The 16,017-nt window shown below is 46.5% G+C and carries 17 protein-coding genes; 10 read left to right on the top strand and 7 right to left on the bottom strand.

Features of this window, described 5'->3' with window-relative positions:
* Positions 1-5: 5 nt before the first annotated feature.
* The 4 genes from J2T16_RS23125 to J2T16_RS23110 form a co-directional block, all read right to left on the bottom strand.
* Positions 6-1,460 (bottom strand): sensor histidine kinase, encoded by a 1,455-nt coding sequence (locus tag J2T16_RS23125; RefSeq protein ID WP_499019359.1) that lies wholly within the window; start codon positions 1,458-1,460, stop codon positions 6-8.
* Between the two features lie 20 nt (positions 1,461-1,480).
* The gene (locus J2T16_RS23120; RefSeq protein ID WP_336121835.1) at positions 1,481-2,179 is read right to left on the bottom strand and encodes a response regulator transcription factor; all 699 of its coding nucleotides are present in this window, start codon (positions 2,177-2,179) and stop codon (positions 1,481-1,483) included.
* Positions 2,180-2,272: 93 nt separating this feature from the next.
* A complete protein-coding gene (locus J2T16_RS23115; protein WP_499019375.1) occupies positions 2,273-3,094 on the bottom strand; it encodes a helix-turn-helix domain-containing protein in 822 nt (273 codons plus the stop codon).
* Positions 3,076-3,228, bottom strand: a complete 153-nt coding sequence (locus tag J2T16_RS23110; protein ID WP_499019357.1) for a hypothetical protein — start codon at positions 3,226-3,228, stop codon at positions 3,076-3,078. The genes J2T16_RS23115 and J2T16_RS23110 overlap by 19 nt, the downstream gene beginning before the upstream one ends.
* A 100-nt stretch (positions 3,229-3,328) precedes the next feature.
* On the opposite strand from J2T16_RS23110, the gene J2T16_RS23105 reads away from it, so the two are divergent.
* Complete coding sequence (locus J2T16_RS23105; protein ID WP_145334688.1) at positions 3,329-4,105, top strand: sugar phosphate isomerase/epimerase family protein; 777 nt, start codon at positions 3,329-3,331, stop codon at positions 4,103-4,105.
* A 71-nt stretch (positions 4,106-4,176) separates the two neighbouring features.
* The gene (locus J2T16_RS23100) at positions 4,177-5,199 is read left to right on the top strand and encodes a Gfo/Idh/MocA family protein (protein WP_499019355.1); all 1,023 of its coding nucleotides are present in this window, start codon (positions 4,177-4,179) and stop codon (positions 5,197-5,199) included.
* An 875-nt stretch (positions 5,200-6,074) separates the two neighbouring features.
* Here the strand turns inward: J2T16_RS23100 and J2T16_RS23095 are convergent.
* Positions 6,075-7,025: an aldo/keto reductase gene (locus J2T16_RS23095; RefSeq protein ID WP_499019354.1), complete on the bottom strand. Its 951-nt coding sequence runs from the start codon at positions 7,023-7,025 to the stop codon at positions 6,075-6,077.
* Positions 7,026-7,056: 31 nt separating this feature from the next.
* Positions 7,057-8,061 carry a Gfo/Idh/MocA family protein gene (locus tag J2T16_RS23090; protein ID WP_154891798.1) on the bottom strand — a complete coding sequence of 335 codons (1,005 nt, stop codon included), beginning with the start codon at positions 8,059-8,061 and terminating at the stop codon, positions 7,057-7,059.
* Between the two features lie 118 nt (positions 8,062-8,179).
* On the opposite strand from J2T16_RS23090, the gene J2T16_RS23085 reads away from it, so the two are divergent.
* From J2T16_RS23085 to J2T16_RS23070, 4 genes are all read left to right on the top strand, one after another.
* Positions 8,180-9,019, top strand: a complete 840-nt coding sequence (locus tag J2T16_RS23085; protein WP_090924328.1) for an AraC family transcriptional regulator — start codon at positions 8,180-8,182, stop codon at positions 9,017-9,019.
* A gap of 132 nt (positions 9,020-9,151) precedes the next feature.
* Positions 9,152-9,559, top strand: a complete 408-nt coding sequence (locus J2T16_RS23080) for an RrF2 family transcriptional regulator (RefSeq protein WP_090924327.1) — start codon at positions 9,152-9,154, stop codon at positions 9,557-9,559.
* A gap of 297 nt (positions 9,560-9,856) precedes the next feature.
* The gene (locus tag J2T16_RS23075) at positions 9,857-11,017 is read left to right on the top strand and encodes an MFS transporter (RefSeq protein WP_499019352.1); all 1,161 of its coding nucleotides are present in this window, start codon (positions 9,857-9,859) and stop codon (positions 11,015-11,017) included.
* Positions 11,018-11,102: 85 nt separating this feature from the next.
* Complete coding sequence (locus J2T16_RS23070; RefSeq protein WP_499019351.1) at positions 11,103-11,555, top strand: nuclear transport factor 2 family protein; 453 nt, start codon at positions 11,103-11,105, stop codon at positions 11,553-11,555.
* Between the two features lie 131 nt (positions 11,556-11,686).
* On the opposite strand, the gene J2T16_RS23065 is transcribed toward J2T16_RS23070, so the two are convergent.
* Entirely contained in the window at positions 11,687-13,054 is a 1,368-nt protein-coding gene (locus J2T16_RS23065; RefSeq protein ID WP_154985085.1) for an MFS transporter, read from the bottom strand.
* A 205-nt stretch (positions 13,055-13,259) separates the two neighbouring features.
* On the opposite strand from J2T16_RS23065, the gene J2T16_RS23060 reads away from it, so the two are divergent.
* From J2T16_RS23060 to J2T16_RS23045, 4 genes are all read left to right on the top strand, one after another.
* Complete coding sequence (locus tag J2T16_RS23060) at positions 13,260-13,586, top strand: ArsR/SmtB family transcription factor (protein WP_154985086.1); 327 nt, start codon at positions 13,260-13,262, stop codon at positions 13,584-13,586.
* A 153-nt stretch (positions 13,587-13,739) separates the two neighbouring features.
* Positions 13,740-13,934: a hypothetical protein gene (locus J2T16_RS23055; protein WP_123065938.1), complete on the top strand. Its 195-nt coding sequence runs from the start codon at positions 13,740-13,742 to the stop codon at positions 13,932-13,934.
* A 137-nt stretch (positions 13,935-14,071) separates the two neighbouring features.
* The gene (locus J2T16_RS23050; RefSeq protein ID WP_499019374.1) at positions 14,072-14,986 is read left to right on the top strand and encodes a helix-turn-helix transcriptional regulator; all 915 of its coding nucleotides are present in this window, start codon (positions 14,072-14,074) and stop codon (positions 14,984-14,986) included.
* Positions 14,979-15,977 carry a hypothetical protein gene (locus J2T16_RS23045; RefSeq protein WP_499019350.1) on the top strand — a complete coding sequence of 333 codons (999 nt, stop codon included), beginning with the start codon at positions 14,979-14,981 and terminating at the stop codon, positions 15,975-15,977. The genes J2T16_RS23050 and J2T16_RS23045 overlap by 8 nt, the downstream gene beginning before the upstream one ends.
* Positions 15,978-16,017 lie beyond the last annotated feature (40 nt).

Below are 16,017 nucleotides of genomic sequence, written 5' to 3'. Positions count from 1 at the left end.
TCACTTCAACATAAAGGCAGACTGAACTGAAAGAGAGTTTCTTGACCGTTTTTGCTGGAAAAATGAATCTGCCCTCCATGCGCTTCAATGATGCTTTTGCAGATCGAGAGGCCAAGTCCTGTTCCTTCCTGAATTGGAGTGGAATAGGGGGAAGAGGAAGAGCCACCTCTAAAATACCGTTCAAATACAAACGGCATGTCCTGAGCCTGTATGCCTCGCCCCGAATCAGTGATGGTCAGCTTGAACTGTCCCGAGTGAACCTCGGCATGAATGCGGATATAATCACCGGGAGCAGTATGTTTAAGTGCATTAGATACCAGATTGGAGACGACCTGTTCTATGCGTACCGGATCAATCCGAATAAGTACGTCAGGGATAGGGCTAGGCTGTACGTAGGTCAATCCGTGGGATTGCACGATATGTGCAATGGGTCTCAGCATATTTTCGAAGACGGAACGACTGTATCGTTCTTGTGGCTCAACCGAGATCTGCCCAAGCTCATGTAAGGCGTGAACGAGCAAATCCTCTACTAGCCGGGCTGTTTTGTCTGTATGGATCTGCATAATATCCAAATATTCTTTGAGAGTATCCTCATCTTCGCATACCCCTTGGGAGATCGCATCTATGTATGCCTTTATCGTGGTAATGGGAGTCTTGAGATCATGAGAGATATTGGTGATGAGCTCTTTCTGAGTCTTTTCCTGCCTCATGCGCTGTGTACTCAAATGCATAAGCTCCATCCGCATCAAGTCCAGCATAGCGTAGAGGTCACCTATTTCGTCCGTGCGTTGATATTGGATTTTCTCGTCGTATTTGCCTTTAAGAATCGATTCGGCATGATGTTTCAGCTGATTGACCGGGGTTAACATCTGTCCTTTGATCCGGCGAACGATGGTGTATAGAAGAAACATGAGCAGAAGGGAAAGTATGATTACTGCAACCAGCAAGAATATGGGAACAGTAGACGTCTTGTGAGCAAATACAAGAGATTGGGGTACGGTGAAAATAACATTTCCGACCTGATGGCTATTTGGCTTTGGGCTTCCCATAACGGGAAAAGCAATATCCAGCAATTCATTACCGTCCGCAATCTGTAACACATCTGCCAAATTGTAATGTAACGCAGATCTAAGGTTTACTAATGTGCCTTCGGATGATGGTACAGAGGAAAGTATGATTAGACCATCCAATCCTACATAGGAAAAAGGAATGTTTTCTTTGCTCGCTGTGGCGCGGATTTGCTCCTGAACAACAGGGTTAGCAAGACGATTATGATTTTGCTCCAATTCAAGCAGTATCGGGTTAACCTTCAGGCGCACCTGATTAATCATCGGTGCAGACTCACTGGAAGAAGGAGATGTGAGCATATGAAGGAATAAGCCAAGGCTACACAGCAGAATTAGAAGTAGGATTGCTAATGATAATTTCAGCCATCGTGTAGACCAGTTATGTAGTGACATGAACGCTTCTCCATTCGTGCTTAGTCATGATTAAACTTGTATCCGACTCCCCAGACGGTTTTGAGTAGGGTTGGATGAGAGGCATCGTGTTCGATCTTTTCCCGCAGTCTACGTATGTACACCGTTACTGTATTTTCATCTCCGTAAGCGTCGAAGCCCCAGATCGCATCAAGTAATTGAGATTTGGAGAAGACCTGATTTTTGTTGCTGGCGAGATAATATAGCAGTTGGAATTCTTTGGACGATAGAGAGACTTCATTACCATTTACGGTAACTTTATAAGCCTTCTTGTCAATCTCCAGGTTAGCAAAACGTAGCAGATGGGAGTGATCCTGTACCGTGTTCAGACTGTCGTATCTTCTGAAGTGAGCATTGATTCTGGCGAGCAGTTCGCTCAGGGAGAAAGGTTTGCTCATATAGTCGTCTGCACCAAATCCAAGCCCCAGTACCTTGTCGGTATCACTTCCTCTGGCACTTAGGATAAGAATGGGAATGTTGTTCCGCCTGCGAATTTCACGGCATACATCGATACCGTCCTGATCTGGCAACATAATATCGAGAATAATATAGTCCGGCTGGAGCAACTCCATAATCTGAAGTCCATCCTCTCCAGTGGCAGCAACGGCGGCCTCATATCCATTTTTTATCAGATAATCGCGTAAAATGCGAGAAATGTCATTTTCGTCCTCGATAATGAGAACTTTGCGTTTCGAGTTCATGGGATCACTCCAGTACATCCAGTTTTATAATGAAGGTAATAAGTAATGATTCAGAATACATCGCCGAATGGAATGGAATTAAAGTGTTTCACTTTACACATGCTCCAGATCATCTATCGGTTCATGTTGCTTTGATTTTTGGTACTCTGCTGGAGACACGCCAAAATGCGCCCGAAACACCCGGTGGAAATAGGAGTAGCTGGCAAAACCGCAGGACTCGGCAATATGCTCTAGTGTCATCTCGCTGTATTTCATACGCTCCAATGCTGCATTCAGTCGGATTTCGATGGCATATTGGATCATGGTCTGATTGTAGTGTTCCTTGAATAAACGCACGGCCCGCGATAGACTCAGTCCGGCGTAACGGGCGGCCTCCTCCAATTTGAAGGTAACCGTGGCATGTTCTTCGATAAAACGCTTCAGCTTAAGTGCCGAAGAAACAGCACGGTCGGTCTGAATATTTTCCGTAATCGCCCGATCAATGTACAAGCATAATCCCCGCAACAGAGCGTCCTTCAGCTCCGCATTTTCCTCCAGCGGGCCGCGACGTTTCTCCAGTAGCATGTTGCGCCACAGGCTGATCAATTTGTCATCCAGACCAATACGGCTTACCGTCGGACGTTGCTGGCGTTTCCACCACTTTTCAATCCAGTCGCCTTCACAGAAGAGATAGTAGTCCCCACTCGACAAACGTCCTTCCTTGTGTGGTTCATCTACGACGAGGCGATAATCGTCCCCTGGTTTTAATAAAAGCAAATCACCGCTGGTCATACGGAATTCCTCTTCCTGTACATATACTTTGCACGAGCCTTCCGTCTGCAAGCGGAACAGATAGGTGGCTAGCTCGCCTTTCATATTATGGGTGAATGCCTTGTAGTGATAGGAGTAATCACAGATCAGTACGGATGTGTCCAAAGTTTCCACAGATGTACGTCCCCAATCATTCGATCCTGTTGTATCATCGATTCATCATCCTGTCCGAGTGCAGTTAAACGGCTGAAATGATGGGACAATCCAGGATGGAAATAAAATTTGATCAGATAGTTCATGTTCTGACTATATTGTATATGTTCATTTTAGCCTGTTTTGCGTTAGGATGATACCAGATAGAGCAATGTAAGCAAATTTGAGAGCAGAGGAGTATCTGTCATGAAAAAATTGAACATTGGTTTGCAACTTTTTACACTTCGTGATGAAACTGCAGCGGATTTTCGTGGTACACTGCGCAAAGTGGCCGCCCTTGGATATGAAGGGGTTGAATTTGCCGGATATGGCGACATTCCAGCAGAGGAAATGAAAGCGCTACTAGATGAGCTGGGTCTAAAAGGTTTCAGTAGCCACGTGTCCCTTCATGCGATGCGCGAAGACCTGCAAAAACAAATCGATTACCTGAAAACAATTGGTGCACAATATATGATCTGCCCTTATCTGATGCCTGAAGATCGCCCGGACAATGCAGAAGGTTGGACAAAGCTGTTTGAAGAATTGCAACAGTATGGAGCAGAAGCGGCAAAACAAGGTTTGATCTTTGGTTACCACAACCATGACTTCGAATTCCATGGCCAAGTTGGGGATGCAAATGCTTTTGATGCGATGTTCGCTCAAACGACTCCAGAAGCGGTACAAGTGGAAATGGACGTATGTTGGGTACAGTTTGCCGGACAAAATCCAATCGAGTATATTAATAAATATGCGGGCCGTTTGCCGCTGCTTCACTTGAAAGATTTCAGCAAAGACGAGCAGGGTCAGATGAAAACACTGGAGCTGGGACAAGGTGAAGTGGATCTGCCGGCTGTAATTGAAAGCGCAACAAATGCAGGTGTAGAGTGGCTGATCGTGGAACAGGACGTATGTCAGAACCCTCCGCTTGAGAGCGTTGAGAACAGCCACAACTGGCTGAAACAAAACTATCTGAACCAGTTTTAAGAGTTAAACGACTCAACATAACATCTAATCGTGTCAAACATGAATCTAATTGTCAAAGGAGACTTTTGTACATGAGTAAAATTAAAGTTGCTGTATTCGGCTGTGGAGCCATCGCTCAGCGCAGACATATTCCAGAGTACGCTGCCAATGAGAACGTAGAACTTGTCGCATTTGCTGATCCGGTAGTGGAGCGTGCGCAGGAAATGGCTGAAATGTACGGCGGTAAAGCATATTCCAGTTACGAGGAATTGCTTGCAAACGAAACAACAGTAGAAGCGGTTAGCGTATGCACACCGAACTATCTGCATGCACCGATGACGATTGCCGCTGCCAATGCGGGCAAGCATGTGCTGGTTGAGAAACCGATGGCGGTTTCCACTGAAGAAGGCGAGCAAATGATTGAGGCGGCTAAGAAAAACGGGGTATATCTGATGGTAGGTCACAACCAACGTCTGATGCCTCCTCACGTGAAAGCAAAAGAAATTCTGGATTCCGGCCGATTGGGCAAAGTGCTGACCTTCCGTACTGCTTTTGGTCACCCGGGTCCGGAAGGCTGGAGTTTAGATGGAGCAGGTAGCTGGTTTTTCCGCAAAGAAGAAGCTATTATGGGCGCGATGGGTGACCTTGGCGTACACAAATCCGACTTTATCCGTTATTTGCTGAACGACGAAGTATCCGAAGTAGCTGGTTTCATCAGCACGCTGCACAAAGAAGGTACGGATGTGGATGACAATGCGACATGTTTGCTGCGCATGAAGAGCGGCGCAATCGGCACACTCGTAGCCAGTTGGACACAATACAGAGGCGGAGACAACAGCACCGTGCTGTGGTGTGAGAACGGCGTAATGAAGATCGGTACAGTGGAAGGTGACGAGGTCATCGTTGAGTTGACCAACGGTACGGTTGAAACGTACAAAGTTGGCGCGATGGCTACCAATGAAAAACAAGTACCAAGCGGCGTGATCGATGCATTCGTAGAATCCATCGTAACCAAGACGCCTCCATCCATCTCGGGTGAAGAGGGCTTGCGTTCCCTGCAAGTCATTCTGGCTGCGTTTGAATCCGAGAAAACAGGTCAGGTCGTTAAGCTGTAACAGACTTAATAGGTCGTAACAGGCTGTAATAGACTGTAATGGACTATATTTAGGATAGAAATTGCTATTGGTTTGCAATCATTAAATTTAGAGGACATTCCCCAGCGCAGTGTGCTGGTGGATGTCCTTTTTATGTGAGTCATCAGTTGACATGCGACTGTTAAACACATTACATGCTCGTATAGGATGCAGGCAGAATATAAATTTAATCGAAGGCACATTCTCCAGTAAACTATACTTGAGAATGTCTTTTTTTGCGAGTAATCTAGGGAGGAATCGTATGTGCAAACATCAGGATTGCGCTAACGATCTCAGATGAGCTTATTTGCATGATTTTGGCAGGCTGAAAAATGTAACGATCACCAGCGACGCTATTTCTCTAAAAATACCTCTAAAAGGGCAAAATTGAGGGTGAAAATGAGAAAATAGCGTTTCCTGTGATCGTTAGATTTGAGAATAGGCTAAAATCGGCAGAATAGCCTCATCTGAGATCGTTAGAAATCTAGCGCAAGTCTTTTGGCTGTAATCCTCGACTCAAAGTGCCACAAATGAGGGATTTACTGTGTATCCGTGAGTAATTATACTTTGCGACGGGTGCGGGTGCGGGTGCGGGTGCGGGTGCGGGTGCGGGTGCGGGTGCGGGTGCGGGTGCGGGTGCGAGGTGTAATGCCAAAAACAGCAGGTCCAGCTATTGTTCAACTTCGTAGAGCATGTTGTTTAACCGGCGTCTCTCCATTAGTTCAGTTGCACAGCTATCAAAAAAACGGGACAAGGCGGAAAATCCGTTACCTTGATCCCGTTTTTAGCTTGATTTGTGGTTTATTTTAAGATTTGTTCTTTGCGTTTAGCAAGTTTAGAATTTCAGGACATTATCTTCAGACGCCGGCTGGCTTAACCTCACTAGCCAGATCGATCCAGGCGATCTCTTCCGAAGTTAGCGTGATGCGGGATCCTTCGTCACAGGAGAGCAACTCTGCCTGATTTTGTGCCCCAATTAATGCGCAGGTCGGGAAGGACTGATTCAATACATAGGCTAACGCAATCTGAATCGCCGTTGTATTCTTGGATGCAGCCAATTCCCCGGCACGACGCAGTCGTTCCCAGTTGCCATCACTGTAGAATACACGCACCAAGTCTGCATTGTCGCGTACCTCTGGTGTGAATCGACCAGTGAAGAAACCGCGTGCCTGGGAAGACCAGGACAGGAGTGGCAATTGTGATTGCTCATGCCATGCGAGCGTTTCGGCATCCGCCGATACACAGCCTGCCCAGAATGGCTCGTTCGCTTTGGCGAGACTGAGGTTCGGGCTGCTGAATGTGAATCCTTTGAGACCATGGGAGGCGGCATAAGCGTTAGCTTCTTCTAACCGCTGCCAGGTCCAGTTGGAGGCGCCGATGGCGCCGATTTTGCCAGACTCGATGTGTTCGTTCAGTGCCTCCAGAATGGCAGCCACAGGCATGTTAGGATCATCCCGATGCAGTGCGTACAGCTCGACATGCTCCGTCTGTAAACGCTCAAGGCTTTCAGTTAGGTCTTTGCGAATGGCATCCGCATTTACGCGAGGGCCGTTCTGGTCATGGTGTGCCCCTTTGGTGAGAATCACCATCTGGTCGCGATTGCCGCGTTCCTTCATATAACGTCCCAGTACCTCTTCGCTCTGTCCGCCGCAATAGATGTGCGCTGTATCTACCGTGTTGCCGCCGATCGCCAGAAACGAATCCAGGTTTGTCGCAGCTTTCTCATACGTATCATGAAAGAAATAGTCTGTTCCTTTGATTAGCCTTGAGACTTTTTTGCCAGCACCGGCGATTTCAATATATTCCATAGATAAACCGTCCTCTCTTATATAAAGTTCCTCACAACGTAATTCGTGTACGTTCTTCCGCCGAGCGAAGGCAAGCTTCAAGCACTTTCATATTGGCTGCCGCATCGGAAGGGGCGAAACGAAGTTCCTTGCCCTGAAGTACAGCGCGAGCCATATCGTCCCCTTGTAGCGCATAATGATTGACTTGCTGCACCTCCACTTCACGGCGTTCACCGCCTGCCGTAACAAAGAAGTTGGAGCTACTGTCTGTACGAGCAATATAAGCCGAAGGGACTTCAATAATACCCTCAGAGCCAAGTACCTCCAGCGTATTACGGAAGGCTGCCCACATACTGCTGTCAAACGTAACGCCAACATGGTTATCGAATTCAAGCAGTCCGGAAGCCATCATATCGACCTGATCATGCTCTGGTGAGAACATACCGATAACAGTCACTGCCTTCGGCTCCTGTCCCAGCAGGAGGCGAGCCGCACTAATGGAATAACAGCCGATATCATACAGCGCGCCGCCACCCCATTCTTTGCGGAAACGCACATTGCCGGACGAACCCGAATTGTTAAACGAAAACGTACTGTGGATGCCACGAATTTCACCAATCTCGCCGCTGGCAATAATCTCCCGAATCTGGTCATAACGCGGATGATGGCGGTACATAAACGCTTCAGCCAGATGCACGCCTGCATCTGCACAAGCTTCAACCATCTCTAGTGCTTCTTTTTCCGTGAGAGCGAGTGGTTTTTCGCATAAAATATGTTTGCCAGCTTGTGCTGCGCGGATCGTCCATTCCCGGTGCAGATGATTGGGAAGTGGAATGTAAACGGCATCAATTGAATCATCTTCCAAAATGGCTTCATAGCTTCCGTAAGCCTTTTCAATTCCAAGTTTATCAGCGGTTTGCTGTGCTTTATCGAGATCACGGCTGGCAATAGCGGTAACCTCGTTCAACTCCGATTGCTGCAAGCCAGGAATGACGGAACCTATTGCAATGTTGGCGCTGCCGAGAATGCCCCAGCGTAACTTTTGAACAGAATTCATAACTTGTTTCCTCCTGTAATTGAATGTATATTGTGATTATAAAGAATAGATGAATGAATTAAAATGATAATATATTGAATTGAATTAACACAATATTGCTTAATGGGGTGAACCAACCATGATGAGACAAACCGTATTGCTGACCCTGCAGGATATCCCCTATTTCTGTTACCCGGAGTCCGTTGGACATTATACGGATCATACCCAGCACGCTGTATTACGTGAGGCAGGGGTGCTTAATAATTTCAACATTCACTATGTTGCGGCAGGTAAAGGATATGTGGAGGCCGATGGGATAGTGCACGAGCTTCGGGCAGGTCAAGCGGTGCTCTATTTTCCGCATCAACGGCAACATTACTATAGTAGCGAAGATGAGCCGTGGGACGTACGCTGGGTCCATTTTTACGGAGAACGGCTACATGATTATATGCTGGAACGGGGATTGCACCGCAACCTTTTATGGACGCTGAGACAGCGTACTTCCTGGGAGGACGCTCATCTGGCGTTGCTTGAAGAGGTGGAACAGAACCGGATGCTTCGTCCAGCCCAGTTGTCCACGTTGACCTATGCTCTGCTGGCGGAATTTGTACAGCATGCGGTACCCCTCAAGAACACACGTACCACAAGCAAAACGGAGAGCCGAGTGCTGTCGTTATTGCCGCAGATGCAGCAGGAGGCTTGTGAGCCTTTTCTGTTACAAGACTGGGCAGACCGCGCAGGAGTGAGTACGTATTATTTTTGCAAAATGTTCAAGAATGCCGTAGAGATGACGCCAATGGAGTTTATCACACGTTCACGGCTACAGATGGCCAAGCAGTGGCTACTTGAACGCCCGTCGGCCAACATTGGGCAGATTGCCGAGGAAGCGGGATATCCTAATGCGAGTTATTTTAACCGTCAGTTTATGGCGCATGAGGGCATGACACCTACTGATTACCGTGGGCTTTACCATAAATAAAAAAGAAAAATGGATGAATCAAACCTTCAGCAAAGCCATCTACCTTGGGACTCTCATGTGGATTCGTTTGACAGGGCCTTCAATCAGGTCTATTATGGATAAATTAAATCCGTATATATGAGGTGTTCTCTCATGAAATATTCCAAAGCGACCAACTATGCGCTCCATACAATGTTATATCTGGTTAGCACTGCGCCTGAGCAACTGATTAGCGTGCATCAACTGGCTGAATTTCAGAAAGTCTCCCCAACGTACCTGTCCAAAATACTAACCAAACTGGTCAAAGCGGGCATGATCGAATCCACATCCGGTGCCAATGGCGGTTATCGACTTAGTCGCAAGAACCCTGATCCTTCTTTTCTGGAAATCATTCATGCCATCGAAGGCAAGGCTTCCTTGTTTGAATGCTCACAGAATCATAATGCAGCATGTTTGATCCAGCAGGTTATGGTTCAGGCGGAGGAAGAGATGGAAAGTTTCCTGCAACATAAAAAAATGTCTGAGCTCGCATCCCAGATGAGGGAGGCTCATTCGTTGTAGTATTTATCGCTCTAGTGTGCCTCAAGTATGTTTCTGTTCCAGTGACTTCTAGAAGGAGTATACTTTCTCTGGAACTATACGACGATAAGGCAATCCCCCGAATCTCTCCAGAGAATTGGGGGATTTTTGACATGTGAATCAATATGTTACCTCTGGATTGGAAAAAGGCGTGGGTATCATATATCACAGTAGTGGTATGGAAACTTATGGTATAATAAGTAAATTTTTAGCATCATTCCATTGAAAATTTTTCTTTTTGGAATGAAGCTTCATATTCATATTAGAGAGGTGCCTACTATGAAACATCAACAGCTCACTATTCCGTTAATGTTGATCTCCCTACCAGGTATATTTCTGTGGGTTTTACTCCCGATTTATATCAAAGAGTTAGGATATAGCACGTTTCAATATTCATTAACCGTATCGATTCTATCTTTTACACAAATCTTGTTGAAGCTTGTACTTGGTAAAGTATCAGATCGTTATAGCCGTCATCGTATATTTCTATGCGCATTATTATGTTGTACGGCATCTTACTTTATCTATGCAGCAGCAACGAACTTATCTATTATCATTGTTGCAACTATTATGAATGGAATAGCCGGAATTCTGCTGACGATGGCATTAATCGGCCTCATTTCGGACAGTAATCAAAAGTTAGGCCAACAAATGGGAGCCTTCAGCAGCAAACAGCAGATTGGTCGTCTGGCGGGGGTGGGGATCTGTTATCTCGTATTAAGCAGTTACGAATTTGTTCAAGGCTGGAGTATGTTGTTCCTCATTTGTGGGGTGGCTTCTCTACTCGGATTTATTTATACGTTGAAATTGCCTGAGATCCCCAATAAAGAGATAACAAATGAAAAGAAGGGTAAAGTCAAATTATCCATTGGGCAGCGTAAAATCTGGTGTTTTAACTTATGCCTTAGTATGATATCCGCTATATCGGGTATCATTTTTATTCCATATATGCAGAAGGTGTACGATGCCAGCATCGAGCTTATCACGGTTGTATTCCTTGTGCCCATGATTATTTTTCCTTTCGTAAGTGCAAAACTGGGGAGGGTGGGAGATCAGAAAGGATATCGAAGAACAATTTTTGTGTCTCTGGCTGTATGCAGCATGGGTGCACTCGGTCTGGCCTTTTCACCGAGTTTACTTTTGTTTGCGATTATCTGCACGTTAATAGATTTATTTTCTACTGCTCAGGAGTACGCTTTGGACGGTGCGTTCATTAAAGGAACACCACAAGCTCATATTGGAGATGCATTCGGTAAATTCTCAATCAGTAACAATCTGGGAGGGATGGTCGGCGCAGCAGTCGGGGGATATATATTTGATACGTTTGGTTCCAACGTGCCCTATATTGTGTTTGCTGTGATGATGCTATTATTTTTGCCATTCGGATTGTACCTGATCCCCTCAAGTAAAGAGCAGAGTAGGCAAGAACGGGTAGTCTAGTATTTCATGAAGGCAAAATGCTACAATAAGGAAGATACTATATATACATACTTAATCACATCTTACACCTCTGGAGGGAAAACACATGAGCCAAACGACGACGATGACGGAACTGGAGCAACTGCTTGCACTCGAAAATATTAGAAATACCAAGGCGCGTTATTGCCGCTATATTGATACAAAAGCATGGGATGAACTCGGTGACGTATTTGCACCGGATGCCGTTGCTGATTTCAGTACGGAAGGTAATCCGATTCCGGTTTTGACTGGACGTGACACGATTGTACAGGTATTCCGTGACCTTGTAGACCCGGCGGTGACTGTGCATCACGTACATAGTGCGGAGGTGGAGTTTGTATCTGCGACTGAAGCGAAGGTTATTTCTCCGATGGAGGACTGGGTAACGTTCCCGGAAGGTAACGAGAACAAATCTTTCCACGGATTCGGGCATTATCACGAAACATTTGTCAAGATCGATGGACAGTGGTGCATTAAGCACACCAGCTTGAAACGTCTGCGCCTGGATCTGTTTGAATAACGAAATGTAAATATAATGAGATCGGAAAAGAACCTGAACAATTTCAGGTAAAACAAAGGAAGAAGCCGTTAATTTTATTGGCTTCTTCCTTTGTTTTATTGAAGTATTTTTAAATTAGTTAGAGGTTAATATTACGCCACCTTATCTTTCCGTGGTTGCATCCTCAAATAAATTTGCGAAAAGATAACCGATGCGAGGCCGACCGCGGTCATACCCCAGAAGATAAAGCTATACGCTGAAGATAGCTGCATGTTCTGCATCGCGGTCAAAGCAACCCCGGTTACAGCTACGCTGAATGCACCGCTGAAAAATTGACTGAGCTGGAACAGTCCCATGCCTGCGCCCACTTGATCCATGGACAGATTGCCTGACAATTCGTTGGATACGCTGGTCGTCAAGGAAGAGAAACCAACGCTGAGCAGCATGTACACAACCATGATGGCATAGATGCTTTGGTCTGCAAACAGAGCGAACAGCCCGGCAGCGGCCAGGAGCAGCCAAGGTGCAAACTTCAATAACAACGTATTGCCGTGACGATCAATCATACGCCCGATGCGGTTGGACAGTAGCATGGACACAAGCGCACCCGGGAAAATCACCAGTCCTGATTGTGCAGGTGTCAGTCCATAGAGATGTGCCAGAACCTGTGGCAACAGGAACAGCGTGGCGAAGTTATTAATATACGATACAATTCCCAGTGAGCTGAGGATCATATATTTTTTGTCTTTGAACAATGCGGGTTGCACAAACGGATCAGTTGCACGGCGAATGCGGAACCAGAACAGCAATAGTGCGCTTACCCCGATAATAAGTGTAATGACCTGACGAGAAGTCAGGAATAATAGAATCCCGGTTGTACCGATGGCAAGCAAGACCGCACCGAGCATGTCGAAGGAACCCTTTTGCGGCGTTTCTCGCGGTAACAGTTTATAAAAAACAGGAATTAAAAATAGCGCTAAACCGGTAACGATAAACAGATCATGCCATCCCAAAAACTGTGTAATGCTACCGCCAAGTACCGGACCGAGTCCCAGACCTAGCGAACTGGCGGACATGATGACGGCCATCGATTTACCCCGGCGGTCATTCGGAATGTAGCGTGTAATCAGCACAATCGCTAGTCCCGGAACGGATGCTGCACCTGCAGCCTGAACCAGACGGGCAATGAGCAGAACAATGAAATGGTCACTGAAGAAACCCAAGACAGACGCGCTTCCAAGCAGGGTAAGTCCCGTAGTGAACAGGGTGCGTATCGGTACAAAATCGGACAAACGTGAGAATGTAATCGAGGAAATCGCAAATACGATGGAATAACCCGTAACAATCCAGGATGAAGCGACAGAGGTCAGCTTGAATTCGGCCGCAATTTTGGGCAGAGCCAGATTAAACATCATCGTGTTCATTACGACGAGCACAACGGTGAATCCAAGTAATGCCACAATTAATCCTTCTTGTATGCTAGTCCGTTCCATCGGAGTTGCCGTAGTCGTGTTGTTCATAAAAACCTCCTATCATGATGTGTATTTCGCAACATTTCAGAAACGGTGTGTAACATTTACAAAATGGTGTATAATGTCAGCCCCTGTGTTTCACAACAAGGGATGCATGCGAAATGATATAAGTTCGATTGGTATCGAACATTAGAAATATATCATGGATGTATGTTAGAATACAATGCATAGTCTTAAAAAAGGAGACTGCCGTATGAAAATTTTACATCATCCACAAGTGGCGGATATCGAGCTTTCTTCCGTGCTTTATGCGCTCAGCGACCCGACACGGCTAGGAATAGTGGCCGAAGCCGCTAGAAGCGGGGAGCAACCGTGTAGTCATTTTCATGCTCGTGTTGTGAAATCAACGATGTCGCACCATATTCGCACCTTACGGGAAGCGGGTGTCATTCGCGTCCGAGTACAGGGCACACAGCATTTTATTACACTACGGTCTGAGGATCTGGAAGAGCGGTTTCCAGGGTTGCTACAACCTCTTCTCCAAGCCGCCGCAGAGACAAGTGCAGAAACGGCTGAGTGAATGTCCTTTCTTCTATATGAAGAAGGGGCATTTTTTATTTTTTAGAATTCGATAAAAGATTACTCCTGATGCGACATTCTATGTCGTCCCAATGCCTCTATACTGATGGTGAACAAAAACACATAAACCCTATTGAAAAGAGGTTCACAATCATTGGCTAAAACAAAAAGAGGTCGCGTTCTGTGGAGTCTTCCGTCCAGAGGACGGGGAACGTGTCCAATATGCAAGAGTACACGAATCAAATTGTTGTATACGCAAACGAAAACAGATGGTACGAGTCTGAAAGTTTGCAAAAAATGCTCCAAAGCTGTGCAGTCCAGAGTAGATCTGGCAGAGGCAAATGTGTAGAGCTGAAGGACAAATCACGTAAGGAAATGTATACGGATAACCTGTCATGGCCTGTTCTTCGGAACAGGCTATGTCCTTTTGATATAATACAGGAATAAACGTTGGAATGATTCGGGGGGTGAAATCGCTTGAGTAGCATGCATCGGATTCATTGGTTTGATGAACAGATTCGAGGCGGGCGTTTTCCAAACAGCGGTGGTCTGGCCCAACAATTCGAGATATCTCGGCGTCAGGCGCAGCGTGATATTGAATATATGCTAAATACTCTCAGAGCCCCATTGGTGTATGTAGCCAAGTATCGAGGGTACTGTTACGAGGATCAGACCTTTCGTTTGCCGCATTTATATATGACGGATGAGGAACAAGGCGTTCTCAAATATCTGGCTCATCGATATCGGCATTATGACTATGAGCATTCGGATACGGTGAAACGGGTGGCACACTTATTGGAACGTTTTACGATGGAGGATCACCTGCCCAAAGAGCAGTATCCGGTGTTTACAGCACCGCCCAGGCACCTTCAATGGTTTAAATTGTTGTCCCATGCGATAGAGGATGCACGAAAAGTGCATATCTATTACAAGGATCATGAGGGGGAGCACCAGATTACCTTCTGTCCAGCGAAGCTAACCGCTCAATTTAATGCAGACTATGTAGTCGGTTATGAGACAGACCCGCTGCAACAGACACCGATTCGCCTGGAAAGCATCGTGCAGCTGACGCTGCTGGAGGAACGCTTTGAATGCAGCCAGGATACATGGATGAGCACCTGGGGAGATGCATTGCCTGTTCGAAAACCGTTTGTGGCCGAGATTCGTTTCCGTGAGATGCAGCAATCGGAGCTGTGGCGAGGGTACCGGATTCGGGAGCAAAAGGGGCAGGTCTGCTTGATTGAATTTCACGATGCGGACGTATTTTTGCAACATCTGTACGCTGCGGAGTGGGAGGAACTACTCTCACCAGTATGGCTTAGACGCAAGCTGATGAAGCAGGTAGAAGAAATGACAGAGCGGCTCAGCAGGGGACAGAAAGGGAGAGAACAGGATGGCTGAGAACATGCTGGAGCATCTGGTGATGACAAGGGAATCAAAGTCATTTGTGGACAGCCTACATGCGATTTTGCGGCATACAGGTCAATTCCAGGGTGAGAAGTATATGCTTGCAGGGTACACCGGCATGGCCTTTAAATTGTCCGTCCATAAGAGATTACTGCCGATGTCGGTAACGGCATACGGACAGTGGGGAGTGTCTCATCAAGGCGGTATCGACAATCTTGGCCTATTCACAATATATGGTGCAGGGCGAAGCCGACATCCGACATTTGCTTCGTATAAGCAAGACGCCGTGAATGGGGTCAGACGGAGTTTGGATGAAGGTAAAGGTGCGATCTACTGGATGCCCGAGTTTGGTGTCATTTCTGGATATGATGATGCAGATCGGGTCTTTTATGTGCAGGATGGCTGGAGCAAAGAGCCGCATATTTTGCTGTATGATAATTTCGGATTGAATTTCACCGGTTTCTGGTACTGTCAGATCTTTGGTGATCAGGTGCAACGTACAGAGCAGGAGATGGTGCTGGAATCTTTACGCCTGGCAGTGGAGGATTGGGATATTCCGTACCGTTTGTTACCTGATCAAAATATAGCTTCTGGACGGCTTGCATACGATGTTTGGATAGAAGGACTTCGCTCTGGAGATTACGATGGTGCAGGAGCAGCTTACCTTCTGGATTCGTACTGCCAATCGCGTACCGAGATTCGAATGTATTTACATGATGTTCGCGGCTTATGGACTGAACTGGAGCAGGCCTGGATGTGTTATAACCGGATTGCTGAACTGATCCAGCAGATGAGAGCACTTCTGTTACGGGAAAAACATGGGCTTGCGCTGCGGGAGGATGCCAATGAGCAACTTGCGCAGTTTCTTGGACAGGCGAAGTTACTCGAAGAGCAGGCGGTAGATTCTTTTCGTACCATATCCGCGCAGTATGCGGACCGTAAACGATCTACGGTACCCCGCTGGGGCACACACTCCGCACGTTAGAATTGGGGATGCAGAGGTACGATGAACAAAAGGAAGGCAG

It is taken from the genome of Paenibacillus intestini, assembly GCF_030803945.1.
Taxonomy (GTDB): Bacteria; Bacillota; Bacilli; order Paenibacillales; family Paenibacillaceae; genus Paenibacillus; species Paenibacillus polysaccharolyticus.
This window is presented reverse-complemented; position numbering and strand designations above follow the sequence as displayed.

What these genes read in the sequence shown, in the direction of transcription:
- J2T16_RS23125 (WP_499019359.1), bottom strand. Translation starts at nt 1,460, where the DNA reads ATGTCACTACATAACTGGTCTACACGATGGCTGAAATTATCATTAGCA.
- J2T16_RS23120 (WP_336121835.1), bottom strand. Translation starts at nt 2,179, where the DNA reads ATGAACTCGAAACGCAAAGTTCTCATTATCGAGGACGAAAATGACATT.
- J2T16_RS23110 (WP_499019357.1), bottom strand. Translation starts at nt 3,228, where the DNA reads ATGAACTATCTGATCAAATTTTATTTCCATCCTGGATTGTCCCATCAT.
- J2T16_RS23105 (WP_145334688.1), top strand. Translation starts at nt 3,329, where the DNA reads ATGAAAAAATTGAACATTGGTTTGCAACTTTTTACACTTCGTGATGAA.
- J2T16_RS23100 (WP_499019355.1), top strand. Translation starts at nt 4,177, where the DNA reads ATGAGTAAAATTAAAGTTGCTGTATTCGGCTGTGGAGCCATCGCTCAG.
- J2T16_RS23095 (WP_499019354.1), bottom strand. Translation starts at nt 7,025, where the DNA reads ATGGAATATATTGAAATCGCCGGTGCTGGCAAAAAAGTCTCAAGGCTA.
- J2T16_RS23090 (WP_154891798.1), bottom strand. Translation starts at nt 8,061, where the DNA reads ATGAATTCTGTTCAAAAGTTACGCTGGGGCATTCTCGGCAGCGCCAAC.
- J2T16_RS23085 (WP_090924328.1), top strand. Translation starts at nt 8,180, where the DNA reads ATGATGAGACAAACCGTATTGCTGACCCTGCAGGATATCCCCTATTTC.
- J2T16_RS23080 (WP_090924327.1), top strand. Translation starts at nt 9,152, where the DNA reads ATGAAATATTCCAAAGCGACCAACTATGCGCTCCATACAATGTTATAT.
- J2T16_RS23075 (WP_499019352.1), top strand. Translation starts at nt 9,857, where the DNA reads ATGAAACATCAACAGCTCACTATTCCGTTAATGTTGATCTCCCTACCA.
- J2T16_RS23070 (WP_499019351.1), top strand. Translation starts at nt 11,103, where the DNA reads ATGAGCCAAACGACGACGATGACGGAACTGGAGCAACTGCTTGCACTC.
- J2T16_RS23065 (WP_154985085.1), bottom strand. Translation starts at nt 13,054, where the DNA reads ATGAACAACACGACTACGGCAACTCCGATGGAACGGACTAGCATACAA.
- J2T16_RS23060 (WP_154985086.1), top strand. Translation starts at nt 13,260, where the DNA reads ATGAAAATTTTACATCATCCACAAGTGGCGGATATCGAGCTTTCTTCC.
- J2T16_RS23050 (WP_499019374.1), top strand. Translation starts at nt 14,072, where the DNA reads ATGCATCGGATTCATTGGTTTGATGAACAGATTCGAGGCGGGCGTTTT.
- J2T16_RS23045 (WP_499019350.1), top strand. Translation starts at nt 14,979, where the DNA reads ATGGCTGAGAACATGCTGGAGCATCTGGTGATGACAAGGGAATCAAAG.